21 protein-coding genes are annotated in these 23,588 nt (G+C 69.1%); 9 read left to right on the top strand and 12 right to left on the bottom strand.

Annotated features, from left to right (window positions below):
- The first annotated feature begins 22 nt into the window (after positions 1 to 22).
- Complete coding sequence (locus J3A66_RS05195; protein ID WP_245336707.1) at positions 23 to 355, top strand: septum formation initiator family protein; 333 nt, start codon at positions 23 to 25, stop codon at positions 353 to 355.
- 41 nt (positions 356 to 396) lie between these two features.
- Here the strand turns inward: J3A66_RS05195 and J3A66_RS05190 are convergent, their stop codons facing one another.
- Entirely contained in the window at positions 397 to 1,221 is an 825-nt protein-coding gene (locus tag J3A66_RS05190) for an alpha/beta hydrolase (protein WP_056405548.1), read from the bottom strand.
- A 128-nt stretch (positions 1,222 to 1,349) separates the two neighbouring features.
- On the opposite strand from J3A66_RS05190, the gene J3A66_RS05185 reads away from it, so the two are divergent.
- Positions 1,350 to 3,110, top strand: a complete 1,761-nt coding sequence (locus tag J3A66_RS05185) for a DUF885 domain-containing protein (RefSeq protein WP_209567611.1) — start codon at positions 1,350 to 1,352, stop codon at positions 3,108 to 3,110.
- Between the two features lie 12 nt (positions 3,111 to 3,122).
- Here the strand turns inward: J3A66_RS05185 and J3A66_RS05180 are convergent, their stop codons facing one another.
- A complete protein-coding gene (locus J3A66_RS05180) occupies positions 3,123 to 4,538 on the bottom strand; it encodes an MFS transporter (RefSeq protein WP_209567609.1) in 1,416 nt (471 codons plus the stop codon).
- Between the two features lie 147 nt (positions 4,539 to 4,685).
- Here J3A66_RS05180 and J3A66_RS05175 point away from each other — a divergent pair, with 147 nt between their 5' ends.
- Positions 4,686 to 6,749 carry a prolyl oligopeptidase family serine peptidase gene (locus J3A66_RS05175; RefSeq protein ID WP_209570401.1) on the top strand — a complete coding sequence of 688 codons (2,064 nt, stop codon included), beginning with the start codon at positions 4,686 to 4,688 and terminating at the stop codon, positions 6,747 to 6,749.
- A gap of 151 nt (positions 6,750 to 6,900) precedes the next feature.
- Here J3A66_RS05175 and J3A66_RS05170 read toward each other — a convergent pair whose 3' ends face one another.
- From J3A66_RS05170 to J3A66_RS05160, 3 genes are all read right to left on the bottom strand, one after another.
- On the bottom strand, positions 6,901 to 7,455 hold the full coding sequence (locus J3A66_RS05170) for a glycine zipper 2TM domain-containing protein (RefSeq protein ID WP_192070048.1): 555 nt from the start codon (positions 7,453 to 7,455) through the stop codon (positions 6,901 to 6,903).
- Between the two features lie 80 nt (positions 7,456 to 7,535).
- Positions 7,536 to 7,826 carry a hypothetical protein gene (locus J3A66_RS05165; RefSeq protein WP_107045143.1) on the bottom strand — a complete coding sequence of 97 codons (291 nt, stop codon included), beginning with the start codon at positions 7,824 to 7,826 and terminating at the stop codon, positions 7,536 to 7,538.
- Positions 7,827 to 7,936: 110 nt separating this feature from the next.
- Positions 7,937 to 10,219 carry a UvrD-helicase domain-containing protein gene (locus J3A66_RS05160; RefSeq protein WP_056680943.1) on the bottom strand — a complete coding sequence of 761 codons (2,283 nt, stop codon included), beginning with the start codon at positions 10,217 to 10,219 and terminating at the stop codon, positions 7,937 to 7,939.
- A gap of 110 nt (positions 10,220 to 10,329) precedes the next feature.
- Between J3A66_RS05160 and J3A66_RS05155 the strand changes: the two genes are divergently transcribed.
- The 4 genes from J3A66_RS05155 to J3A66_RS05140 all read left to right on the top strand — a co-directional run bounded on the left by J3A66_RS05155 (position 10,330) and on the right by J3A66_RS05140 (position 14,459).
- On the top strand, positions 10,330 to 10,725 hold the full coding sequence (locus J3A66_RS05155; protein WP_209567607.1) for a GFA family protein: 396 nt from the start codon (positions 10,330 to 10,332) through the stop codon (positions 10,723 to 10,725).
- Positions 10,726 to 10,949: 224 nt separating this feature from the next.
- Complete coding sequence (locus tag J3A66_RS05150; protein WP_107932495.1) at positions 10,950 to 11,276, top strand: UrcA family protein; 327 nt, start codon at positions 10,950 to 10,952, stop codon at positions 11,274 to 11,276.
- A 227-nt stretch (positions 11,277 to 11,503) separates the two neighbouring features.
- Positions 11,504 to 13,150, top strand: a complete 1,647-nt coding sequence (locus J3A66_RS05145) for an inorganic phosphate transporter (protein ID WP_107932497.1) — start codon at positions 11,504 to 11,506, stop codon at positions 13,148 to 13,150.
- Positions 13,151 to 13,199: 49 nt separating this feature from the next.
- Positions 13,200 to 14,459: an MFS transporter gene (locus tag J3A66_RS05140; protein ID WP_107045145.1), complete on the top strand. Its 1,260-nt coding sequence runs from the start codon at positions 13,200 to 13,202 to the stop codon at positions 14,457 to 14,459.
- Positions 14,460 to 14,508: 49 nt separating this feature from the next.
- On the opposite strand, the gene rsmD is transcribed toward J3A66_RS05140, so the two are convergent.
- Both rsmD and J3A66_RS05130 read right to left on the bottom strand, forming a co-directional pair.
- The gene (gene rsmD / locus J3A66_RS05135) at positions 14,509 to 15,045 is read right to left on the bottom strand and encodes a 16S rRNA (guanine(966)-N(2))-methyltransferase RsmD (RefSeq protein ID WP_037530705.1); all 537 of its coding nucleotides are present in this window, start codon (positions 15,043 to 15,045) and stop codon (positions 14,509 to 14,511) included.
- Entirely contained in the window at positions 15,045 to 16,622 is a 1,578-nt protein-coding gene (locus J3A66_RS05130; protein WP_209567605.1) for a pseudouridine synthase, read from the bottom strand. The genes rsmD and J3A66_RS05130 overlap by 1 nt, the downstream gene beginning before the upstream one ends.
- Before the next feature lie 119 nt (positions 16,623 to 16,741).
- Between J3A66_RS05130 and J3A66_RS05125 the strand changes: the two genes are divergently transcribed.
- Both J3A66_RS05125 and J3A66_RS05120 read left to right on the top strand, forming a co-directional pair.
- Positions 16,742 to 17,173: a response regulator gene (locus J3A66_RS05125; RefSeq protein ID WP_031395459.1), complete on the top strand. Its 432-nt coding sequence runs from the start codon at positions 16,742 to 16,744 to the stop codon at positions 17,171 to 17,173.
- 87 nt (positions 17,174 to 17,260) lie between these two features.
- The gene (locus J3A66_RS05120; RefSeq protein WP_209567604.1) at positions 17,261 to 18,601 is read left to right on the top strand and encodes an MFS transporter; all 1,341 of its coding nucleotides are present in this window, start codon (positions 17,261 to 17,263) and stop codon (positions 18,599 to 18,601) included.
- Positions 18,602 to 18,620: 19 nt separating this feature from the next.
- On the opposite strand, the gene J3A66_RS05115 is transcribed toward J3A66_RS05120, so the two are convergent.
- The 5 genes from J3A66_RS05115 to trpB form a co-directional block, all read right to left on the bottom strand.
- Positions 18,621 to 19,073 (bottom strand): DUF6628 family protein, encoded by a 453-nt coding sequence (locus J3A66_RS05115; protein WP_056680526.1) that lies wholly within the window; start codon positions 19,071 to 19,073, stop codon positions 18,621 to 18,623.
- Between the two features lie 68 nt (positions 19,074 to 19,141).
- Positions 19,142 to 20,461, bottom strand: a complete 1,320-nt coding sequence (locus J3A66_RS05110) for a bifunctional folylpolyglutamate synthase/dihydrofolate synthase (protein ID WP_209567602.1) — start codon at positions 20,459 to 20,461, stop codon at positions 19,142 to 19,144.
- Between the two features lie 117 nt (positions 20,462 to 20,578).
- The gene (gene accD / locus J3A66_RS05105; RefSeq protein WP_031395022.1) at positions 20,579 to 21,430 is read right to left on the bottom strand and encodes an acetyl-CoA carboxylase, carboxyltransferase subunit beta; all 852 of its coding nucleotides are present in this window, start codon (positions 21,428 to 21,430) and stop codon (positions 20,579 to 20,581) included.
- Positions 21,427 to 22,254: a tryptophan synthase subunit alpha gene (gene trpA / locus J3A66_RS05100; RefSeq protein WP_209567600.1), complete on the bottom strand. Its 828-nt coding sequence runs from the start codon at positions 22,252 to 22,254 to the stop codon at positions 21,427 to 21,429. The genes accD and trpA overlap by 4 nt, the downstream gene beginning before the upstream one ends.
- The gene (trpB, locus tag J3A66_RS05095; RefSeq protein ID WP_031441224.1) at positions 22,251 to 23,480 is read right to left on the bottom strand and encodes a tryptophan synthase subunit beta; all 1,230 of its coding nucleotides are present in this window, start codon (positions 23,478 to 23,480) and stop codon (positions 22,251 to 22,253) included. The genes trpA and trpB overlap by 4 nt, the downstream gene beginning before the upstream one ends.
- Between the last annotated feature and the right edge of the window lie 108 nt (positions 23,481 to 23,588).

Raw genomic sequence — 23,588 nt, 5'->3', positions numbered from 1 at the left:
AGGCTCGAAACCGGAGGACGGCATGGCGCGCACGACGAGCACGACGAAGAGCAGCAAGCTGCGGCGGACGATGCGCAAGGCCGCCTGGCCTGCGCTGGGGCTGACGCTGATGGCGTTCTTCGGCGCCTATGCCGTGCTCGGGCCGAACGGGATGTTCGCGTATGGCGACTACAAGCGGCAGCTGGCGAAGCGGGAGCGCGACTATGCCGTGCTCGACCGCAAGCGCGAGGTGCTCAAGAACCGGGTGGCGCTGCTCAACCCGGATCATGCCAATCCGGACATGGTCGACGAGATGGTCCGCAAGGAGCTGAACGTCGCGCACCCGGACGAAGTGATCGTGCCGCTGGGGAACTGACCTACGATCCTCCCCTTGCGGGGGAGGATTGGCAGGCGGGGTTACCGGCCGAGGAAGCGCAGCAGGTCCTGCGTGAAGCGGTCGCTTTCGGTGAGCGTCAGCCCGTGCGGGGCGCCGTCATATTCGACCAGCTGCGAACCCGCGATGCCCTTGGCCGCGGCGCGGCCGGTGGCGTCGATCGGGACGGTCTTGTCGGCGGTGCCATGGACGATCAGCGTCGGCACGCGGAAGGCGGCGAGATCGGCGCGGAAGTCGGTATGGCCGAACGACTCGGCGCAGGCGAGCGTCGGGCGCAGCCCCGCCTGCATTGCCAGACCCCAGACCCAGTCGACCATCTCGTCGCTGACCGGCGAGGTGATGAACCCGACGCCCAGGAACTGCTGCAGGAAGGTGCGGAAGAAGGCGGGGCGATCCTCCTTGATCCCGGCGCCGATGCTGGCGAGCGTCGCTTCGGGGACGCCGTGGGGATTGTCGTCGGTCTTGAGCATATAGGGCACGACCGAGGCGATCAGTCCGGCGGCGATCACGCCCTTGCCGTCGTGGCGGCTCATGTAGCGCGCGACCTCGCCGCCGCCCATCGAGAAGCCGACCAGCGTCGCGTCCTCGGTCGCGCCGGTCGCGGCCATGACATCGGCGAGATCGTCGGTCAGCGTGTCATAGTCATAGCCCGACCAGGGCTGGCCCGACCGGCCGAAGCCGCGGCGGTCATAGGCGATCGCGCGGAAGCCCGCCTCGGCGAGCGCCATCGCCTGCGCATCCCAGCTGTCGGCATTTAATGGCCAGCCATGCGTGAGGATGACGGGCCGCCCGCTGCCCCAGTCCTTGACGTAAATGTCTGTGCCGTCTCGGGTTTTAATGAAGGGCATGTCAATCTCCGGGGTTGTCGCCAAAGTCCTCACGTCAACGGTCCGGGCTATTGGCCGTTCCAACTCTGGCGTCCGCGCGATTCCGCTGGCAGCATTGCGGGCACGCTACGGCGTGAGGGGGGAGATTGATGCGGACGAGGTTCCCGGCGAGGACGGCGGCGCTGCTGCTGGCGCTGGGCAGCTGTACGCCGGACGATCCGCAGACGCGGGACCGCGTCGCCGCCACGCCCGTCACCGCCCCCGTCGCTGCGATCGCGCCCGATGCGTGGACCGCGTTCCGCGACCGGTTCGTCGCGACGTGGTTCGCGCTCGACCCGGCCTTTGCGGTCTATCAGGGGCGGCATGAGCATGATGGCGGGCTGCCCGACTGGAGCGCGGAAGGGCTGGGTCGGCAGGCGGCGTTCCTGCACCAGTCGATCGCGGCGGCGACGCGGTTCGAGGCGGCGGCGCTCAGCCCCGAGCAGCGGTTCGAGCGTGATTATCTGGTGATGGTCGCGCGCGACAAGCTGTTCTGGCTCGAGGCGGCGGACGCGCCGCATCGCAACCCGGCCTGGTATGTCGCGGGCGGGCTCGACCCCAATGTCTATGTCGTGCGTGCCTATGCCGACCCGGTCCGGCGGATGCGCGCGCTGATCGCGCTGCTGCGCCGGATCCCGGCGGCGACGCTGCAGATCCGCGCGAACCTCGCGACGCCGATGCCGATCAGCCATGTCGACTATGCCGCCAACGCGTTCCGCGGTTTTGCGTCCTATTACATGGACGATTCGGTCAAGGCGTTCGCCGGGGTCGCGGACGAGGGGCTGCAGCGCGAACTCGCCGATGCGGCGATGACCGCGTCGGAGGCGATGCGCGACCTGGCGCTCTGGGTCGAGGCGCAGCGGCCGGGCGCGACGCGGTCGTTCGCGCTGGGACCCGCGCTGTTCTCGCAGATGCTGCGCGAGACCGAGGGGGTCGACACGCCGATCGCGACGCTCGAGGCGGCGGGGCGGGCCGATCTGGCGCGCAACCAGCGCGCGCTCGCCGCGGCCTGTGCCCGGTTCGCGTTCGGGCTGACGGTCCGCGACTGTCTGGCGCAGGTGAATGCGGACAAGCCGGTCGACGGACCGGTCGCCGAGGCGCGCCGCCAGATCCCGATGCTGCGCGCGTTCATCGTCCGGCGCGACCTGCTGACGCTGGCCGGCAACGAACAGGCGCTGGTCGAGGAGAGCCCGCCCTATAGCCGGCAGAATCTCGCCTATATCGATCCGCCGGGCCCGTTCGACCGCGGCGTGCCGTCGGTCTATTACATATCGCCGCCCGATCCGCGCTGGACGCCAGCGGTGCGGGATGCGTTCGTGCCGGGCAAGGCGGACCTGCTCTTCACCTCGATCCACGAGGCGATGCCCGGGCATTTCGTCCATTTCCTCCACGCCAATCGCGTGCCGTCGCTGATCGGGCGGGTGTTCGTCGGCTATGGCTATGCCGAGGGCTGGGCGCATTATGCCGAGGAGATGATGTGGGAGGCGGGGCTGGGCGGCGGCCGCGCGGACATCCATATCGGCCAGCTGTCGAACGCGCTGCTGCGCGACTGCCGGTTCCTCGCCGCGATCGGAATGCATGCGCGCGGCATGAGCCAAGCCGAGGCGTTCACGCTGTTCGTCGACCAATGTTACCAGGACGAGGGCAATGCGCGGCAGCAGGCGCTGCGCGGGACCTATGATCCGGCCTATCTCAACTACACGATGGGCAAGCTGATGATCCGCCGGCTGCGGCAGGACTGGACCGCGGGGCGGGGCGGGCGGCGTGCGTGGAAGGCGTTCCACGACCGGATGCTGCGCTATGGCGGGCCGCCGATCCCGCTGGTCCGGCAGGCGATGCTCGGCGAGCCGAGGCCGATCGCGGCGTTCTGAGCGAGCCCGCGGCTAGCGCGCCTGCGCGGCCGGCTGGACGTCGCGGGTCTCGTCGATCGGCGGGTTGCGGATCGAGGGTCGCAGGCGCGATACGCTGCACAGGCCCGCGACGAGCGCCATGCCCGCGGCGACCAGCGGCGGCGTCGTGCCCGCGCCGACCCCGATGGCGAGCAGCGCGGCGACGACGGTCGCGCCGGTGGTCTGGCCGACCAGCCGGACCGTCGAGATCAGCCCCCCGGCGGCGGCGGCGCGCTCGCGCGGGGCCGAGCCGATGATCAGCCGCGCATTCGGCGCCATGAACATCCCGAACCCCGAGCCGCACAGCGCCATCCGCCAGGCGATGGCGAAATAGCTCGGATCGGCGGGCATGAACGCGAGCAGCAACAGCGCGGCGATCGAGACGGCCATGCCGATGCCGCCGAGCAGCCCGGCGGGATAGCGATCGGACAGCCATCCCGACAGCGGCGCCACGACCATGTTGGCAAGCGGCCATGGCGCGATCGCGGCACCGACCTCGGCCGCGGAAAAGCCGTAAGCCTGGGTCAGCCGGAACGGCGTCGACAGGAGCAGCGTCATCTGCGCGATGAAGGCGGTATAGGCGCCGATCGCGGACAGCGCGAGGACGGGGCGCGCGAGCAGGTCGATCGGCAGGATCGGTTTGGTCTCGCCGCGCTCGCGCCGGACGAAGATCCAGCCGATCGCCACCCCGGTCAGCACGATCGCCGCCGAGACGACGGGGCTGTCGCCGTGCACCGCGGTCTCCGACCCGCCGATGACGAGCCCGATCATCGCCGCGCACATCACCGCGCCGAGCACGTCGAACGGTTCGCTCCGCGGGCTGGGATCGGGCAGGGCACGCCCGAGGATCAGGCTGAGGATCGCGAACGGCACTGCGCTGGCAAAGACCCAGGGCCAGGGCGCAACCGCAAGGACCAGCCCGCCCAGCGTCGGCGCGAGTGCCGCCGAACTCGATACCACGACCGAATTGATGCCGAGGCCGCGGCCCAGCTGCCTGGCGGGATAGATAGAGCGGATCAGCGCGGACGACACGCTGAGCGCGGCCGCCGCGCCGAGCGCCTGGGCGGCGCGGACGACGAGCAGGAAGGGCAGGCTCTTGGCGAAGAAGCAGAGCAGGGTCGCGACGGTGAAGACGAGCTGGCCATATTGATACATGCGCTTCAGCCCGATCCGGTCGCCGAGCCCCGAAAAGGGGAGCAGCGCCATCGCCAGGATCAGCTGATAGACGGTGACGACGGTCACCACCGCACTGCTGTCGACGCCCAGATCGCGTGCGATCGTCGGCAGCGCGACATTGGCGACGCCGCCGTCGATGATGGTCAGCGCGGTACCCGCCGAGATGGCGGCGATCGCGAGGAACCGGCGAGGCTTGGGAAGGCCATCCAGGGCCGTTGTCTGGTCGGACTGCATTGCGGACCGCGATAGACACCGTCATGAATGACGCCAAGCTATTCGGGGAAATGGACGATGCGGGTTCTTACAGCTGCGCTTGCGGCGACAATATTGACGGGCGGCGCCGGCCTTGCGGCGGGCGGTGCGCTCGCCCAAGTCGCACCGATGACGAACACAAAGCCTGCCCCGACCCCGGCCGCGGACACCGCCGCCGACCCCTATATCTGGCTTGAGGACAAGGATGGCGCCAAGCCGCTCGCCTGGGTCGAGGCAGAGAATGCCAAGACGCTTCCCCGGTTGCAGAACGATCCGCGCTACAAGAGCTTCTATGCCGAGGCGCTGGCGATCGCGGCGGCGAAGGACCGGATCCCGATGCCCGACCAGCGCTTCGGCCGGATCTACAATTTCTGGCGCGATGCCGAGCATCCGCAGGGCATCTGGCGCTGGACGAGCGAGGCGGGCTACGCGCAGGCCAACCCAGTCTGGACAACCGCGCTCGATCTCGACGCGCTGAGCAAGGCCGAGGGCAAGAAATGGGTGTGGAAGGGCGCGACCTGCCTCCAGCCCGACGAGCGGATGTGTCTCGTCTCGCTGTCCGAGGGCGGCGAGGATGCGGTGTCGTACCGCGAATTCGATCTGCAGACCGGGCAGTTCGTCGCGAACGGCTTTGCGCTGTCGACGTCGAAGCAGGGCGCGAGCTGGGTCGACAAGGACACGCTGCTGGTCGCGCGCGACTGGGGTGCGGGGTCGATGACCGCGTCGGGCTATCCGTTCGTCGTCAAGGAGGTGAAGCGCGGCCAGCCGCTGAGCGCCGCGCGCGAGATCTTCCGCGGCGAGGCGTCGGACCAGCTCGGCACCTATGCCAGCGTGATGACCGACGGGCAGGGCAACCGGATCACGATGATCCAGCGGCGCCCGACCTTTTTCGGCGGCGAGAAGCATGTCATCACGCCGACCGGGCTGGTGAAGCTCGACGTTCCCGACCGCGTCTTTCCCTCAGGCATGGTCGACGGGCAGGTGATCTTCTCGACCAGCGAGGCGTGGGGGCAGATCCCCGCCGGCGCGATCGCCTCGGCGCCGCTCGCCGAGGTGCGCAAGGGCCGGTTCACGCCGACTCTGGTCTTCGCGCCGACCGATCGCCAGTCGGTCGACGGCGTGTCGGTGACGCGCGATCACGTGGTCGCCAGCGTCTATGACAATGTCCGCGGGCGGGCGATGGTGTTCACGCACGGCAAGGGAGGCTGGACGTCGCGCGCGGTCGCGCTGCCCGACAATGCCTCGGTCGATGTCGCCAGCACGACCGATCGCAGCAACGCGCTGTTCGTGCAGGTGACGGGGTTCCTCGCGCCGACGACCTTGTGGACGCTCGATGCGGGGCCTGGCGGCGTGCCCAAGCAGATCAAGGCGCTGCCGGCAAAGTTCGATGCGTCGCGCGACGTCGTCGAGCAGTTCGAGGCGGTGTCGACCGACGGGACGAAGATCCCCTATTTCATCGTCCACCGGAAGGACGTGCCGCTCGACGGCACGACGCCGACGATCATGACCGCCTATGGCGGGTTCGAATCGTCGATGACGCCTTATTATTCGGGGGTGATGGGCAAGCTGTGGCTCGAGCGCGGGGGCAGCTTCGTGCTCGCCAATATCCGTGGCGGCGGCGAATTCGGGCCGAAATGGCATGATGCGGGACGCAAGACCAAGCGGCAGATCATCTATGACGATTTCGCCGCGGTCGGGCAGGACCTGATCGCGCGCAAGCTGACCAGCCCGGCGACGCTCGGCATCTATGGCGGGTCGAATGGCGGGCTGCTGATGGGGGTCGAGTTCAACCAGCATCCCGATCTGTGGAAGGCGGTGACGATCCAGGTGCCGCTGCTCGACATGATCCGCTACGAACAGATCGCCGCGGGCGCGTCATGGGTCGACGAATATGGGTCGGTGAAGATCCCCGCCGAGAAGGCGTTTCTCGAGACGATCTCGCCCTATCAGAACATCAAGCGCGGCGGGGCGTACCCTGAGCCCTATATCTGGACGACGACCAAGGACGACCGCGTCGGGCCGCAGCATGCGCGCAAGTTCGCCGCGCGGCTGAAGGAATATGGCCTGCCGTATCTGTTCTACGAGGATACCGCGGGCGGGCATTCGGGGGATGCGGACATCGAGCAGGGGGCGCGGATGCAGGCGCTGCAGATGACCTATTTCGCGCAGAAGCTGATGGGGCCGGCGAAGTAGCAGCCCGTCATCCTGGACTTGATCCAGGATCCAGAGCCGGAGGCGGTAGCGCTCGTGGCTCTGGATCCTGACTTTCGTCAGGATGACGGGGGTTTGGGGGAGGGGGCGTGAACGGCGGCGGGCGTAATGGACGCCCGTTCGCCGCACGCGCTCAGCGGCAGCGGATCTGGCTGTTGTTCTGCTCGACCGCGCGGCCGGCGAGGCCACCCGCGGCCGCGCCGAGCAGCGAACCGACGATCCGCGAGCGGCCGCCGTCGATCACGTTGCCGAGGATGCCGCCACCCGCCGCGCCGATGATCAGCCCGGTCGTGCCGTCGTTGCGCTTGCAGTAATAGCGGCCGTCCTGCCCCGCATAGACGCGGTCGTTGGCGGACAGGGTGCGCTCCTGATAATTCGGGCCGACGCGATAGTCGCGGGCCGGGTCGTAATTGCCCTCGTCGCGCTCGTCGGGATAGCCGCCCTCATACCGGTCGGGCGCCTGGCGATAGACGCCCTGCGGTGCCGGCGGAACATAGCTGCCGCCACGATTGCCGCGCAGCGACTGGTAGCGATCGAATTCCTCGCGGAAGATCTGCAACTCGCTGTCGAGGCGCGCCTGGGCGGCGGCGAAACGGGCGTTGTCGGCACTGGTCTGCGCGACGGCGGGGGCGGCGGCCGACAGGCAGGTCGCGGCGATCATCGTCGCGAGGCCGAGAGAACGCTTCATGATCGAAATCCTTTCACGGTTGGGTGTCCGGGGGGGTGTCCGGTAACGGGTGGCGACATCGCGCCGCCACCCGGCTTTCGTCAACGACAGATCTGGACGCGACGATGGTTGCGCCATTCGGTGCGGCAGCGGCGATTGTTGTTCCAGTTGCGACGATCATTGTCGCGGCCACGGAAGCGGCGGCCGTCGTGGCGGCCGCGATGGTCGTTGCGGCGATAGTCGCGACGATCGGCGCGGTGATCACCGCGGTGGTCGTTGTCGCGATACTGCTGGCTATGGCCCCGATCGCGCTGGGCTTCGGCGGGCGCGGCCACGCCGAGGCCGAGCGTGGCGAAGGCGAGCCCGGCGGCGATGAGATTCGTAAACTTCATGACGTGTCCTCTTGCCCGAGATCGGGCTGGACGGACGATACGATCCTGGTTCGGCATCGTTCCTGAACGGGGTTGTCGGCTCCCGTACAGGTTGGCGCCGACCGGTCGTCCTACGGCGCGATCGTGACGAAGCTGTCCATGACGCGCTTGCGGCCGGCCTGTTCGAAGTCGATCTCCAGCTTGTTGCCCTCGATCTCGGCGATCGCGCCATAGCCGAACTTCTGGTGGAACACCCGCTGGCCGAGCGACAGGTCGTCGCGGCCCTTGTTGCCGAGGCTGATCGCGCTGGACCGGCTTTCGACGACGCGGGCGGGTTTGGTCGAGAAGCCGCCGCCGGGGGTAGCGGCGCGCTGCCAGCCGGGGCCGCGGCCGGTGCCGCGTGCGACGTCGGCGAACGGATCGGCGCGGTCGGACCAGTTCGCCTGCCACAGGCTCGCGCCGCCCGACATCGTCGTCTCGGTGTCGGTATGCTCGTCGGGCAGTTCGGCGACGAAGCGGGAGGGGATCGACGAATTCCACTGGCCGTAGATGCGGCGATTGGCGGCGTGGAGAATGACGGCGAGGCGACGCGCGCGGGTGATCGCGACATAGGCGAGGCGACGTTCCTCCTCGAGACTCTTGACGCCGCCCTCGTCGAGCGAGCGCTGCGAGGGGAACAGCCCTTCCTCCCAGCCGACGCAGAAGACGGTGTCGTATTCGAGGCCCTTGGCGGCGTGGATCGTCATGATCGTGACCTGCGGATCCTGCGCGCCGCCCTCATTGTCCATGACGAGCGAGACATGTTCGAGGAATGCGCCGAGCGAATCATACTCCTCCATCGCGCGGACGAGTTCGCTCAGATTCTCGAGCCGGCCCGTGGCCTCGACCGATTTCTCGGCCTGGTACATCGCGGTGTAGCCGCTCTCGTCGAGCAGCTGCCGTGCGAGTTCGGCGTGGGGCAGGCTGGTCGCCATGTCGCGCCAGCGCGCGATGTCGCCGACGAGGCGGCCGAGCGACTTCTTCGCGGCCCCGGTCAGCTCGTCGGTGTCGAGGATGCGGGCGGCGGCCGTCGTGAGCGGGGTGCCGGTGGCGCGCGCGAGCTGGTGAATGCGCGCGACCGCCTTGTCGCCGAGGCCGCGCTTGGGGACGTTGACGATGCGTTCGAAGGCGAGGTCGTCCGCGGGCTGGTTGACGACGCGGAGATAGGCGAGCGCGTCGCGGATCTCGGCGCGTTCGTAGAAGCGGAAGCCGCCGACGATCTTGTACGGCATGCCGATCGCGATGAAGCGGTCCTCGAACTCGCGCGTCTGGTGCTGCGCGCGGACGAGGATCGCGACTTCGTCGAGGCTCTTGCCCGTGCGACGGACGCTCTCGATTTCCTCGCCGACGCGGCGCGCTTCCTCGGGGCCGTCCCAGACGCCGATGACCTTCACCTTCTCGCCGACGTCGAGCTCGGTCCAGAGCTGCTTGCCTAGGCGGCCGCCATTGTTGGCGATCACGCCCGAGGCGGCGCCGAGGATGTGCGGCGTGCTGCGGTAATTCTGTTCGAGGCGGATGACCTTCGCGCCGGGAAAATCGCGTTCGAACTTCAGGATGTTCTCGACCTGCGCGCCGCGCCACGAATAGATCGACTGGTCGTCGTCGCCGACACAGGCGATGTTCTTGCGCTCCTGCGCGAGCAGCCGGAGCCAGAGATATTGCGACGAGTTGGTGTCCTGATACTCGTCGACCATGATGTATTTGAAGCGCTGCTGATACTGCGCCAGCACGTCGCGGTGCGTCTTCAGGATGACGAGCATGTGAAGCAGCAGGTCGCCAAAATCGCAGGCGTTGAGCGCGCGCAGCCGGGTCTGATATTGCTCGTAGAGTTCGCCGCCGCGGCCATTGGCGTAACGCTCGCTCTCGCCCGCATCGATATCGGCGGGGACGAGGCCCTTGTTCTTCCACTGGTCGATCAGCCCGGCGAGGCTGCGCGTCGGGAAACGCTTCTCGTCGATATCGGCGGCGAGGATGAGCTGTTTGAGCAACCGCAGCTGGTCGTCGGTATCGAGAATCGTGAAGTTGGACTGCAGCCCGACGAGTTCGGCATGGCGGCGCAGCATCTTGGCGGCGATCGCGTGGAAGGTGCCGAGCCACGGCATCCCCTCGACCGCGTCGCCGACGAGGCGGCCGACCCGCTCGCGCATCTCGCGCGCGGCCTTGTTGGTGAAGGTGACCGAGAGGATCTCCGACGGCCACGCCTTCTTGGTGAAGATCAGGTGGGCGAGTCGCGCGGTCAGCGCCGCGGTCTTGCCGGTGCCCGCGCCGGCGATGATCAGCACCGGGCCGTCGGTGGTCAGCACCGCCTCGCGCTGGGGATCGTTGAGGCCGCGGAGATAGGGCGGCTGGCGGTTTGCGTCGGACGGATGGGCGATCTGGTTCACCGGTGAACAGGTAGGGAACGGGGCGCGATCGGGCAAGCGGCTAAGGCTTGCACGACGCAGCGATGTGTGGAACAAACCGAGAATATCAACAGGAGGCGTGCATGTTGTCGGGACGATGCCACTGCGGAGCGATCCACTATGTCGCGACGGGCGAGGCGGCGCATCACGCGCTGTGCCACTGTGAGGATTGCCGCCGCAGCGCAGGCGCGCCGATGGTCGGCTGGATCGCGTTCAGGACCGAGCAGGTGACGATTTCGGGCGATCCGGTGACCTATGCGTCGTCCGAGCACGGGCGGCGGCTGTTCTGCGGAACGTGCGGGACGGGCCTGTTCTACACCAACCCGGTCGCGCTGCCGGGGATCATCGACATCCAGTCGTGCACGCTCGACGATCCCGAGTCGGTCGCACCGGGCGCGCATATCCAGGTCGCGGAGCGGCTGGCGTGGATGGCGGACCTGGCGAGCCTGCCCGAATTCGCGCGCTATCCGGGGATGTGAGCGCGCGTTCGGTTGCAACCAGGTGCGGGGTGATCGAAATCGCGGGGCGTCCGACGAACCGTCGCCAAACCGTCGCGGGCGCGTAACGATCGGGGCGTAGGGCGTGCGCAGCGACGAGGGTCTTCGTCGGAGAGGCCGCGCAGAGACGGTCCTCCCGACGGTCAGCCATAGTCGCGCGCAGGCCGGCGTGCCTGCGGAACGCAGGACCAGCAAAGGACGTCATCATGAAGATCCTCCACAGCGTCGCTTCGGCGGCGATCGCTTCCGCGTGCCTTTTTGCGACCGGCGCTGCCGCCGATCCGGTGCGCGACCCCGTCACGATCCGTGTCTCGCATGCCGGGCTCGACCTGGCCAGCGACGCCGGCCGGCGCGTGCTTGCGCGTCGCGTGCAGTCGGCGGTCAACCGGACCTGCGCCCCGCGGACCGCCGGGCTGAATGCCTTTGCCGAGTCGCGCCGGTGCCGCGCGGAAATGATGCAGGACGCCACGGTCCAGACCGCCGCGTTGCTGACGCGCAACGGGACTCAGCTGGCAAGCCTCGCGGGGCGGTGACGGGGTAGCGTCTTCGCGCTCGATCCGATGCGCGATTGAAGGAGGACCGCTCTGTCAAAGGCGCGGCGGTCCTCCCCCGCCGTCAGGCTGTGCCTGCCCCCCGGCGGGGGAGGATCATGGGCGGTCGCGCGCTGCGCGGGGTTCGTCACTGTGTCATTCTGGTATCGCCGCGCGGCGATGCATCGCGTTGTCATAAAGTTGTAATCGTTAGGGCCGACTGCGCGATCATGGCTACTTCCCCATTAACGGTCGACGCGATCGACCGCGCACCGCGCAGCGGACCGCGGCTCGATCATGATCTGCATCCGGCCGGGCGCTGGATCTTTCTGGCAATATTGCTGGGGGGGCTGGCCTATGCGGGGTTCAGCATCGCCACCGATACCGCGCAGGTCGGCGAGACGCTCGCGGTCGGTGCGTTCGCGTTCCTCGGGCTCGCGCTGCTGATCGCGCTCGGGTTCGAATTCGTCAACGGCTTCCACGACACCGCCAATGCGGTCGCGACGGTCATCTACACGCATTCGATGCCCGCGCCGCTCGCGGTCGTCTGGTCGGGATTCTTCAATTTCGTCGGTGTGATGACGTCGTCGGGCGCGGTGGCCTATTCGATCATCACGCTGCTGCCGGTCGACCTGATCCTCAACGTCGGCAGCGCGGGCGGTTTCGCGATGATCTTCGCACTGCTGCTCGCGGCGATCCTGTGGAACCTCGCAACTTGGGCGGTCGGGCTGCCCAATTCGTCGAGCCATGCGCTGATCGGCTCGATCCTCGGCGTCGGGCTCGCCAACCAGCTGATCAACGGCGGCGCGGACGGTACGTCGGGCGTCGACATGGCGCAGGTGACCAAGGTGCTCTCCGCGCTCGCGTTCAGCCCGGTGGTCGGCTTTGTCGGTGCGCTGCTGATGCTGCTGGTGATGAAGCGCTTCCTGCGCGATCGCAAGCTGTACGAGGCGCCCGAGAGCGATACGCCGCCGCCGCGCGGGATCCGTGCGCTGCTGATCGGCACCTGCACCGCGGTCAGCTTCGCGCATGGCAGCAATGACGGCCAGAAGGGGATGGGGCTGATCATGCTCATCCTGATCGGCTGCGCGCCGACCGCCTATGCGCTGAACCGGACGATGCCCGAAAGCGCGACGCCGGCATTCGTCCAGAGCGCCCGCGCGGCGTCGTCGGCCTATGCCGCACATGCCGACGGCACGCCTTCGACGGTCGAGGCCGCCCGCGCGCGCGTCACCACCGCGCTGAAATCCAAGCAGGTCGCCGAGCCCGTCGTCTATGGCGCGCTCGCCACGCTGTCGAACGACGTCACCCGCCGGATCGAGGGCTATGGCTCGCTCGGCAAGGTGCCCGCTGCGGCGACATCGAACCTGCGCAACGACATGTACCTCGTGCTCGACACCACCAAGCTGGTCGCGGCGGACAAGACCGCGCAGGCGCGCTTTACCGCGCAGGAGATCACGGAGCTTAAAACCTATGGCGGCGGGCTGGAGCAGGGGACGCGCTACATCCCGATCTGGGTGAAGGTCACGGTCGCGCTCGCGCTCGGGCTCGGCACGATGGTCGGGTGGAAGCGGATCGTCGTCACCGTCGGCGAACGGATCGGCAAGTCGCATCTGACCTATGGCATGGGTGCGTCGGCGGAGCTGGTCGCGGCGGCGACGATCCTGATGGCGGACCGGTTCGGCCTGCCCGTGTCGACGACGCATATCCTGTCGTCGGGCGTTGCGGGCGCGAGCGTCGCCAATGGCGGCGGGCTGCAGCGGCGGACGCTGGTGAACATGGGGCTGGCGTGGATCATGACGCTGCCGGTCGCGATGCTGTTGTCGGGCGGGCTGTACTGGATGCTGCTCGGGGTGGCGCACGCCTTGGGGCGCTAAAGCCGAGCGCACGATTGACGGGGCGGCGGCGGGCGGCGATGCACGCGGCATGAGCACGCTTAGGTCCAGCCGCCGCATCCTCGCCGCCAGCCTGGTCGGCACCGCGGTCGAATTCTACGACTTCTACATCTACGCGACCGCGGCGGCGCTCGTGTTCGGGCCGCTGTTCTTCGCGGGCCAGTCGGCGTCGGCGCAGCTGCTGCTGAGCTATGCGACGTTCGGGCTGGCGTTCGTCGCACGACCGGTGGGCGCGGTGCTGTTCGGGCATTTCGGCGACCGGGTCGGGCGCAAGTCGACCCTGGTCGCGTCGCTGCTGCTGATGGGCGGATCGACCGTCGCGATCGCGTTCCTGCCGACCTATGCGCAGGTCGGCTGGTGGGCGCCAGCGCTGCTCTGCCTGATGCGGCTGGGGCAGGGGCTGGGGCTGGGCGGCGAATGGGGTGGCGCCGCGCTGCTCGCGGTCGAGAATGCGCCGCCGCACCGCCGCAACACGTTCGGGATGTTCCCGCCGCTCGGCGCGCCGGTCGGGTTTCTCGCCGCCAACGGGCTGTTCCTGATCATCGGTCTGGTCCTCGACGAGGCGCAGTTCCTCGCCTGGGGCTGGCGGATCCCGTTCCTGGTCAGCGCGGTGCTGGTCGGGCTGGGGCTGTGGGTGCGGCTGAAGCTGACCGAGACGCCCGCGTTTCTGGAAGCGGAGAAGACCGAGGCGATCCCGCGCGTGCCGATCGCCGAGTTGCTGACGCGGCATTTGCGCGCGACGCTGGCGGGGACGTTCGGGGTGATCGCGTGTTTCGCGCTCTTCTATCTCGCGACCGCGTTCGCGCTCGGCTACGGCACCAAGACGCTCGGCTATTCGCGCGAGGCGTTCCTCGGCGTCGAGCTGGTCGCGATCTGGTTCCTCGCGGCGGGGGTGATCCTCGCGAGCGTGCTGGCGGATCGCTATTCGGCGGCGCGGATGCTCGGCATCGGGTTTGCGGGCTGCATCGTCGTCGGGGCGCTGATGGGGCCGATGCTGGGGTCGGGATCGCTGGTCACGGTGTCGCTCTGGCTGTCGGGCGCGCTGTTCGTGATGGGGTTCGCCTATGGCCCGCTCGGCGGGTGGCTGCCGAGCCTGTTTCCGGCGGGCGTGCGCTATACCGGCGTGTCGATGACGTTCAACCTTGGCGGCGTGCTCGGCGGGGCGCTCGCGCCGATCGTGGCGGAGGCGCTGGCGCCGCGCGGGCTGGGGCTGGTCGGGGTGTATCTGATGGCCGCGGGGGTGCTGAGCCTTGGCGGGCTGCTGATCGTCGGGCGCCGCGCCGCCGCCTAGGACGGGGTCTCCCGCTTGCGCGGGAGACCGTCACGTCAGGCGGGGAACGTCAGGCGGGGCGCAGCAGCGTCAGCCGCGCCTTGCCGTGGACGCGCGTGGCGTCGACCTCGAAGCCCGGCAGTTGGACGACCTCCGCCTTCGCGGTCTCGAGGCTGATCCACGTCGCCGGGCTGGTCCAGCCGAGCCGGGCGAGCTTGTCGAGCGCGACGAGGCCTGCCCCGGTGTCATAGGGCGGATCCATCAGGATGATGTCGAGCGGCGCGGGCGCGGGGCCCATCGCCATCACCGAGGTCGCGCGGACGTCGCCGCGAATGCCGAGCTTGGCGAGATTGGCCTTCAGCGCATCGAGCGCGGGCTTGTCCTGTTCGACGAACAGGCACGATCCCGCACCGCGCGACAAGGCCTCGATCCCGAGCGCACCCGAGCCCGCGAAGAGATCGGCAACCGCGAGCCCTTCGAAACTGCCGACCCGGCTGGTCAGCATCGAGAACAGCGCCTCGCGCATGCGATCGGCGGTCGGGCGGGTCGCGTCACCCTTGGGCGCGACAATCTGGCGACCGCGATACTGGCCTGCGATGATCCGCATCAGCGTTTACCTCCGCGTGGTGCGCGGGGCGGGTGACCGCGCCCCCCTGATGGTCCCTTGCCGGGCGCGGGCGGACGGCTGCCGCGTTCGGGGCGCGGTGCCGCGTCGCGTGGCGGGCGGGGATCCGCGCCGGGGCGACCGGCGGCACTGCGCGCGGCACGCTTGTCGAGACCGGTCCGCGCGCGGGAGTCGTCCGTCTGGGGGCGGAAGCCGCGTTGCTGGTCCTGGCGCTGGGGCGAGTCGGGACGGCGCGGGGCTGTCGTGCCGGCGCTGCCCCCGCCGCCGACGCGGGTCGGCGCGGCGCGGTCGCGGGGCGGCTTGGCGGCGCGGAAATGCTTGATCTTGGGGCTGGTGCTCAGCTCCTCGCCGCGGTCCGCGCGCTCCTGGCGATAGGTCGGGCGACCGGTGCCGGCGCCGGTCGGCTGGGCGTGATGCGTCGCGGCCGCACGATTGCCGCCGCGTGCATCGGGCTTGGCCCAGGGGTCGGTGACGTCGCCGCGGACCATCGCCGCGGTCGGGCGGATGCGCTCGGGCCGGGCCGGGCGGGCGGGCCGGGCGGCACGATCGACCGGTGCTGCGCCGCTTGAGAAGCCCGAGCTGGCCGGCGCCGCATAGGGGCTGCGCGCGGGCTGGCGCGGTGCCGCGGTCGCGGGCCGGGCCGAGGGGGCGGGGCGGGGCGCATTGGCGCCGCGCTGGGGCGACTTGGCGCCGATCCCCGCACCCGCGCCGGCACTGGCGCTGATGCCGATGTTCGGACGCGCCCCGGGGCCCTCGGGCTTGCCGCGCGCGAGCTCCTTCTGGAAGGCGACGACGTCGTGCTGGAGCACTTCGCCGATCTGGCCGGGGGCGAGGTCGCCGAGCACGAACGGGCCGTAGCGGGTGCGGATCAGGCGCGAGACCTGGAGACCCAGATGTTCGAGCACGCGGCGGACTTCGCGGTTCTTGCCCTCGGTCAGGATCATCTCGATCCAGACGTTCGCGCCGGTGCGGCGTTCGATATTGGCGTTGATCGAGCCGTAGCGGACGCCCTCGATCTCGATCCCCTCGATCAGCTCCTCGAGCTGCGGCTGGGTGATGTTGCCATAGGCGCGCGCGCGATAGGCGCGCTCGACGCCGGTCGCGGGGAGTTCGAGCTGGCGCTTGAGACCACCGTCGGTGGTCATCAGCAACAGCCCCTCGGTGTTGAGATCGAGCCGGCCGACGGGAACGAGTCGCGGCAGTTCGCGCGGCAGGCGGTCGTAGATCGTCGTCCGGCCAGCAGGGTCACGCTCGGTGACGAGCAGCCCGGTCGGCTTGTGGTAGAGGAACAGCCGTGCCGCGCTGGGCGCCTCGACCGGATCGCCGTCGACGGTGACGCCGGAAAGGTTGCGCAGGATCGTCGCGGGCGTGTCGAGCGAGGTGCCGTTAAGCGCGACGCGCCCCTCGGCGATCATGCGCTCGATGTCGCGGCGCGACGCGACGCCCGCGCGGGCGAGCAGTTTGGCGATGCGGTCGCCCTTGATGGGGGCTGCGGGGGCTGTTGCAGGCGCGTCGTTCGACGGGCTGGCAGTCGGGTTATCGTCTTTTGAAGTCGTCATGGCGCGGCTGATACTATGGATCGGGGTGCAGCGCGAAAATATTTGCGACCCTTCGTGGTGCGGTGCGTTATGTCGCATGGGCGTAACGACCATTCGTTGCGCGAAGGGGCGTGATGTCGATGCTGTTCGCAAAGAAGAAGCGGCTGATCATCCGCTTGCTGGTTGTTGAGGACGAACCGCTGGTCGCGTTCGACACCGAATATTTCCTGACCGAATCGAAATTCACCGTGGTCGCGACGGTCGACCGGGTCAGCGATGCACTGGCGGTGATCGAAAGCGAGTCTGCGATTGACCTCATCCTGGCCGATGTCAGTTTGAGCGACGGATCGGGGCTCGACGTGGCGCGGGCTGCGCTGGAGCGCGGTGTGCCGGTGCTGTTCGTCACGGGCAATTGCCCGGTCGAGGCGACGACGCTGGCCGCGGGCTGCCTGTCCAAACCCTATTCGCAGCGCGACCTGCTCGCCGCGATCGCGGCGATCGAGGCGCGGATGGCGGGGAGCGAACCGAAGAAGCTGCCCTCGGGCCTGCGACTGTTCAGCGCGCCCGTCTGACGGCGCCCGTTTAGCTTCGTCGCGACCAAGGCGAAGCGGCGACGTCTTCCGCCTTCCCTCGCGTCGGCAGCCCGCTATGGTCGCGCCATGTCCAGCACAGCCGTTCCGCGTCGATCCCTGCTCGCCACCATGGCCCCCTATCTGCGGCCCCGGCCGATCGCGGCGCTGCTGCTCGGGATATCGAGCGGCTTTCCGCTCGCGCTGTTGCTGGGGACGATGGGCTATTGGCTGTCGAAGGTCGGGATCGACAAGAAGACGATCGGCTTCGCGATCGGCCTGACGACCCCGTACACGCTGAAATTTCTCTGGGCGCCGTTCATCGACCGGTTCCAGATCCCGGTGCTGACGGCCTGGGTCGGACAGCGTCGCGCGTGGCTGTTCTTCGTCCAGGCGCTGCTGTTCGGCTCGGTCTGGATGCTGGGGTTCAGCGCGCCGCAGGATCATCTCGGGGTGTTCGCCTTCTGGGCGATCGTGACCGCGTTCCTCGGCGCGACTCAGGATATCGTGATCGACGCCTACCGGATCGAGATCCTGCCCGAAGACGAATTGCCGCACGGGACCGCGAACAACCAGTTCGGCTACCGGCTCGGCAATCTGGCGGCAGGGGTCGGCACGATCGCGATCGCCTCGTCCGAAGGGCTCGGGCTGGGCTGGGCGATGGGCTATGGGCTGACCGCGTTCTGCGTCATTCCCGGCGCGCTCGCGGCGCTCTGGGCGGGGCGCGGACTGCATGACCGGGTGCTGGCATCACAGGATGAGGCGTCGCGCGGGCGCTGGCTCGAGGATACGATCATCGGGCCGTTCCGCGAGTTCTTCCAGCGTCGCGGCGCGGTGCTGATCCTGCTGTTCGTGCTGATCTACAAGCTGGGCGATGCGATGGGGCAGGGCATGCTGAACCCGATGATCGTCGAACTGGGGTTCAGCGACACCGAATTCATCGCGATCAACAAGCTGGTCGGGTTCTGGGGGCTGATCGTCGGGACCGCGCTGGGCGCGCCGTTCATGGCGTGGCTGGGCCTCGGCCGCGCGCTGTTCGTGTCGGGCATGCTGATGATGCTCAGCAACTTCATGTTCGTCATCCTCGCCTGGCACGGGCATTCGAACACCTGGCTGACGATCGCGGTCGCGACCGAGCAGGTGACGAGCGGGATCGGGCTGACGGTGTTCGTCACCTATCTCTCGGGCCTATCCAACCTTGCCTATACCGCGACTCAGTTCGCGCTGCTGTCGTCGTTCGCGGCGGTCGGGCGGACGTGGCTGGCGGCACCCGCGGGCTATGCCGCCAACGCGCTGGGCTGGCCCGGCTTCTGGATGCTGACGATGGTCGTCGCGGTGCCAGGGCTCGTGCTGCTGTGGATCCTGTGGCGTCAGGGGTTCGTCGTCGAAAGCGTGCGGCGCGACCCGGCGATCGCGGCCGGGGCGGACTGACCCCGGCGCGTGACCCGGCTCAGCCCGTAACCGGGCGCCCCTCGTCCGCGAAGGCGGCGGCGACTGCGGCGGCGCTGGTGAGGACGCCGTCGACACGGCGGACGCCGAGCAGGTCGGTCATCAGCAGCCGCGCGGTGTCGGGCGCGGTTTCGACCCGCGCGAGGATCGACAGCAACGCCGCCTCCGCGGGCGTCATCCGCGCGCAGCAGCACGGCGCGATCGCGATCGTCCCCGCGGCGCTGCCCGCGAGATCGGCCATCAGCGCGCGCATCAGGATCAGCGGCCGGCGAAATCCCTGCCCGAAGGCGGTGAACAGCGTGTGCGCGGCACGTGCGTCGCCAAGCCCGTTCGCGCCCATCCGCCGCATCGCGAACAGCGCGATCCGCGCATTCTCGCAGGGCGGCAGCGGATGCGGCAGCACCGTCGTCATGCTGGCAAGCGTCGTGCCGGCAAAGCGATTGGCATCGGTCATATACGCGACTCCGTGGTTACAAGACCAAGGTCGCCTGTTCGTTATTGATAGTCAATAGCAATAAGGGATCAGTGCGGCAGCTCGTCGTTCCCGGCGAGCACTTCGCCCGCGAGATAGAGCGAACCGGCGATCAGCACGAACTGCGGTGCGTCACCCTGCGCGGCGATGCGGTCGAGCGCCTCGGCGGGGGTCGCGGCGGTCTCTGCGCTGCACCCGGCGCGGCGAGCGATCGCCGCCAGCGCGTCCGGCGCGTGGTGCGCATGACCCGGGACGGGAAGCGCAACGACGTGGCCGACCTGCGGGCCGAGAATGTCGAGCACCGCGTCGGCATCCTTGTTCGCGAGCATGCCGAGCACGAGCGTCGCGGGACGCCCTGCCGCCAGCGTCCGCAGCACGCGCGCGACCGGCTGTGCGGCATTGGGATTGTGCGCGCCGTCGAGCCACAGGTCGCTGCCCGCGGGCAACCGTGCGTGGAGCGGGCCGTCGGACAGGCGCTGCATCCGCGCGGGCCAGTGCGCGGCGTCCGCGGCGGCGCGCATCGCCGCGTCGGGGATGGCGAGCGCCGACTGGTGCCGCAGCATCGCGATCGCCAGCGCGAGGTTGCGCGACTGGTGCAGGCCGACCAGCCGCGGGCGGTTGGTGACGAGCGTGCCGTCCGCATCGGTGTAGCGCATCGCCGTGCGCGTCGTCCCGCTCGTCCAGGCGGTGCCGCGCGCGAGGACGGGGGCGCCCGCCGCCCCGGCGATTCCGGCGATCCGCGCGCGCAGCGGGCGGGCATAGTCCATCGTCACCAGCGGCACGCCGCGCTTGGCGATGCCCGCCTTCTCGCCCGCGATCGCCAGCAGCGTGTCGCCGAGAAACGCCTGATGGTCGATCCCGAGCGCGGCGATGCCGGTAGCGACGGGGTTCGGGATGACGTTGGTCGCATCGAGCCGGCCGCCCAGCCCGACCTCGACGATCGTCGCCGCGGCGGGCGTCCGCGCGAAGGCGAGGAAGGCGGCGGCGGTAGTGACCTCGAAGAAGCTCGCCTGCAGGTCCGAGGCGTGGTCGAGCACCTCGGACAGCAGCGCGGCGAGCGCATCGTCGTCGATCAGCCGGCCGGCGAGACGGATGCGTTCGTTGAAGCGGACGAGGTGCGGGCTCGAATAGACATGGACGTCGAGCCCCGCCGCCTCGATCGCGGCGCGCAGGAACGCGCAGGTCGATCCCTTGCCGTTGGTCCCGGCGACATGGAAGACCGGCGGCAGCGCCAGATGCGGATCGCCGAGCCGCGCCAGCAACGCGGTGATGCGCTCGAGGCCGAGGATGTCGGCGCCGGGCGACAGCGCCGTCAGCCGGTCGAGTTGCGCCTGGACGGCGGGGGAGGAGGAGGTGGCGTGGTCGGGCATTCTTCTAACTCCCTCTCCCCTCGGGGAGAGGGCTTGGGGTGAGGGGCGGTTCCGGGCGCAGCAGTGCTGGGCTGCCCCTCACCCCGACCCTCTCCCCCGAGGGGAGAGGGGGGTAGGTTACGCCGCTTCGCGGGCGCTCAGATAGCCGATGACGGTGCCGAGCTGTTCGCGCAGGTCTTTCCGGTGGACGACCATGTCGATCATCCCGTGTTCGAGATAATATTCCGACGTCTGGAAATCCTCGGGCAGCTTCTCGCGGATCGTGCTCTCGATCACGCGACGGCCGGTGAAGGCCAGCGTCGCCTTGGGCTCGGCGATCTGGACGTCGCCGAGCATCGCATAAGCCGCCATCACGCCGCCCGACGTCGGATCGGTCAGCACGACGATATAGGGCAGCCCGGCATCGTGGAGCATCTGGATCGCAACGGTGCTGCGCGGCATCTGCATCAGGCTGAGGATACCCTCCTGCATGCGTGCGCCGCCGCTGGCGGTGAAGATCACATAGGGGACGCGATCCTCGATCGCGGCCTCGACGCCGCGGACGAAGGCTTCGCCGACCGCGAGCCCCATCGATCCGCCCATGAAGCCGAAATCCTGCACGCCGACGACGACGCGGTGGCCGTCGATCGCGCCGCGGGCATTGACGAGCGCGTCACGCTCGCTGTTGTCGGTCCGTGCCGCCTTGAGGCGATCGGTATAGCGCTTCTGGTCGCGGAACTTGAGCGGATCCTCGGGCACCGGCGGCGCGGGCAGCTCGCTGCAGCTGCCTTCGTCGAATAGCTGTGCGAACCGAATCTTCGGCCCGATGCGGTCGTGATGGTCGCATTTCGGGCAGACGTGGAGATTTTCCTCCAGCTCCTTGGTGAAGACCATCTGCCCGCAGCCCTTGCACTTGTGCCAGAGATTTTCGGGCGTCTCGCGCTTGGCGACGAACGGCAGGACGTTGCGGACGCTGTTGAGCCAGCTCATGCGCCGATCTCCATGCGAATTTCCTTTCGGGCCGAAGCGACGGCGTCGGCAAGGGACTTGATATAGGCGCGGACGGGCTCGGCCGCAGCGGTGCCGTGCTGCGCGACCAGCTCGACGATCGCCGAGCCGACCACGACGCCGTCGGCGACGCGCGCGACGTTCGCCGCCTGTTCGGGGGTGCGGATGCCGAAGCCGACCGCGACCGGGATGTCGGTCTGCGATTTCAGCCGCGCGACCGCGTCCTCGATCGAGGATTGCTGTGCCTGTTGCAGCCCGGTGATGCCCGCGACCGAGACGTAATAGAGGAACCCGCTCGCGCCATCGAGCACGGTCGGCAGCCGGGCCGCGTCGGTGGTCGGGGTGGCGAGGCGGATCAGGTCGATACCGGCGGCGCGCAGCTGGGGCCCGAGCGCATCATCCTCCTCGGGTGGCACATCGACGCAGATCACGCCGTCGACGCCCGCAGCCGCGGCGGCCTGCGCGAACCAGTCCGCGCCGCGCCGCAGCATCGGGTTGCCGTAGCCCATCAGCACCAGCGGCGTCTCGGGATGGCGCGCGCGGAAGGCGGTGGCGATCGCGAGGATGTCCGCGGTGCGCGTCCCCTGTGCGAGGCTGCGGATGTTGGCGGCCTGAATCGCGGGACCGTCGGCCATCGGATCGGTGAACGGCATGCCGAGCTCGACCGCATCCGCGCCGCCCGCGACGAGCGCGTCGAGGATCGCCGGCGTCGCGGCGGTCGAGGGATCGCCCGCGGTGACGAACGCGACGAGCGCGGCGCGGTTCTCGGCTGCGGTGCGCGCGAAGGTGGCGGCGAGGCGGCTCAAATCGCCACCCCGAGTGCTTCGGCCACGGTGAAGATGTCCTTGTCGCCGCGGCCGCACAGGTTCGCCAGGATGATCTGGTCCTGCCGCATCGTGCGCGCCTTCTTGGTCACTGTGGCGATGGCATGCGATGGTTCGAGCGCGGGGATGATGCCCTCGGTCCGGCAGAGCAGCTGGAACGCGTCGAGCGCTTCCTGATCGGTCGCGCTGTCATAGTCGACGCGGCCGATGTCGCGCAGCCAGGCATGCTCGGGGCCGATGCCCGGATAGTCGAGCCCCGCCGAGATCGAATGCGCCTCGGTGATCTGGCCGTCCTCGTCCTGCAGCAGATAGGTCTTGTTGCCGTGGAGCACGCCGGGGAAGCCGCCCGCGAGGCTTGCCGCATGCTGCTTGTCGAGCCCGTGGCCCGCCGCCTCGACGCCGAGCATCGCGACATCGGCATCGTCGAGGAACGGGTGGAACAGCCCGATCGCGTTCGATCCGCCACCGATCGCGGCGACGAGCAGGTCGGGCAGGCGGCCGACGCGGTCGAGCATCTGCGCGCGCGCCTCGGTGCCGATCACGCTCTGAAAATCGCGGACCATCTCGGGATAGGGGTGCGGGCCAGCCGCGGTGCCGATGATGTAGAAGGTGTCGTGGACGTTCGCGACCCAGTCGCGCATCCCCTCGTTCATCGCGTCCTTCAGCGTGTGCGCGCCGCTGGTGACGGGGCGGACCTCGGCGCCGAGCAGCTTCATGCGGAACACGTTGGGCGCCTGACGCTCGACGTCCTTAGCGCCCATGTAGATCACGCAAGGGAGGCCGAAGCGCGCGCAGACGGTCGCGGTCGCGACGCCGTGCTGGCCCGCGCCGGTCTCGGCGATGATCCGCGTCTTGCCCATCCGGATCGCGAGCAGGATCTGGCCGATGCAGTTGTTGATCTTGTGCGCGCCGGTGTGGTTCAGCTCGTCGCGCTTGAACCAGATCTGCGCACCCATGCCGGGTTCTGCGGATTCGCGCAGCGCCTCGGTCAGGCGCTCGGCGTAGTAGAGCGGACTCGGGCGGCCGACATAATGTTCGAGCAGGTCGTCGAACTGCGCCTTGAACGCAGGGTCGGCCTTGGCGGCGCGATACGCCTCGTCGAGTTCGAGGACGAGCGGCATCAGCGTCTCGGCGACGTAACGGCCGCCGAAATCGCCGAAATGGCCGCGTTCGTCGGGCTGGGCGCGGTAGGAATTGGGAGCGTTCATGCGGAGCGCTTTAGCATTTCGGAAAACGCTGTCACCCCTAGCGTTTCCGATACGCACCACCCCGGCGAAGGCCGGGGTCCAGTCGGGAAGGTCGTGGCGACGGGCAGG

The sequence above is a fragment of the Sphingomonas sp. PvP018 genome, assembly GCF_017876865.1.
Lineage (GTDB): Bacteria > Pseudomonadota > Alphaproteobacteria > Sphingomonadales > Sphingomonadaceae > Sphingomonas > Sphingomonas aerolata.
Note: the sequence above shows the minus strand (reverse complement) of the source record. Positions and strands in the feature narration are given on the sequence as shown.

Excerpts from the sequence above, each read along its gene's own strand:
- J3A66_RS05110 (WP_209567602.1), bottom strand. The coding sequence starts at position 20,461 with ATGCCCGACCACGCCACCTCCTCCTCCCCCGCCGTCCAGGCGCAACTC.
- J3A66_RS05195 (WP_245336707.1), top strand. The coding sequence starts at position 23 with ATGGCGCGCACGACGAGCACGACGAAGAGCAGCAAGCTGCGGCGGACG.
- J3A66_RS05140 (WP_107045145.1), top strand. The coding sequence starts at position 13,200 with ATGAGCACGCTTAGGTCCAGCCGCCGCATCCTCGCCGCCAGCCTGGTC.
- J3A66_RS05130 (WP_209567605.1), bottom strand. The coding sequence starts at position 16,622 with ATGACGACTTCAAAAGACGATAACCCGACTGCCAGCCCGTCGAACGAC.
- J3A66_RS05150 (WP_107932495.1), top strand. The coding sequence starts at position 10,950 with ATGAAGATCCTCCACAGCGTCGCTTCGGCGGCGATCGCTTCCGCGTGC.
- J3A66_RS05185 (WP_209567611.1), top strand. The coding sequence starts at position 1,350 with ATGCGGACGAGGTTCCCGGCGAGGACGGCGGCGCTGCTGCTGGCGCTG.
- J3A66_RS05170 (WP_192070048.1), bottom strand. The coding sequence starts at position 7,455 with ATGAAGCGTTCTCTCGGCCTCGCGACGATGATCGCCGCGACCTGCCTG.
- rsmD (WP_037530705.1), bottom strand. The coding sequence starts at position 15,045 with ATGCGGATCATCGCAGGCCAGTATCGCGGTCGCCAGATTGTCGCGCCC.
- J3A66_RS05120 (WP_209567604.1), top strand. The coding sequence starts at position 17,261 with ATGTCCAGCACAGCCGTTCCGCGTCGATCCCTGCTCGCCACCATGGCC.
- J3A66_RS05115 (WP_056680526.1), bottom strand. The coding sequence starts at position 19,073 with ATGACCGATGCCAATCGCTTTGCCGGCACGACGCTTGCCAGCATGACG.
- J3A66_RS05155 (WP_209567607.1), top strand. The coding sequence starts at position 10,330 with ATGTTGTCGGGACGATGCCACTGCGGAGCGATCCACTATGTCGCGACG.
- accD (WP_031395022.1), bottom strand. The coding sequence starts at position 21,430 with ATGAGCTGGCTCAACAGCGTCCGCAACGTCCTGCCGTTCGTCGCCAAG.
- J3A66_RS05180 (WP_209567609.1), bottom strand. The coding sequence starts at position 4,538 with ATGCAGTCCGACCAGACAACGGCCCTGGATGGCCTTCCCAAGCCTCGC.
- trpB (WP_031441224.1), bottom strand. The coding sequence starts at position 23,480 with ATGAACGCTCCCAATTCCTACCGCGCCCAGCCCGACGAACGCGGCCAT.
- J3A66_RS05165 (WP_107045143.1), bottom strand. The coding sequence starts at position 7,826 with ATGAAGTTTACGAATCTCATCGCCGCCGGGCTCGCCTTCGCCACGCTC.
- J3A66_RS05175 (WP_209570401.1), top strand. The coding sequence starts at position 4,686 with ATGACGAACACAAAGCCTGCCCCGACCCCGGCCGCGGACACCGCCGCC.
- J3A66_RS05125 (WP_031395459.1), top strand. The coding sequence starts at position 16,742 with ATGCTGTTCGCAAAGAAGAAGCGGCTGATCATCCGCTTGCTGGTTGTT.
- J3A66_RS05190 (WP_056405548.1), bottom strand. The coding sequence starts at position 1,221 with ATGCCCTTCATTAAAACCCGAGACGGCACAGACATTTACGTCAAGGAC.
- J3A66_RS05145 (WP_107932497.1), top strand. The coding sequence starts at position 11,504 with ATGGCTACTTCCCCATTAACGGTCGACGCGATCGACCGCGCACCGCGC.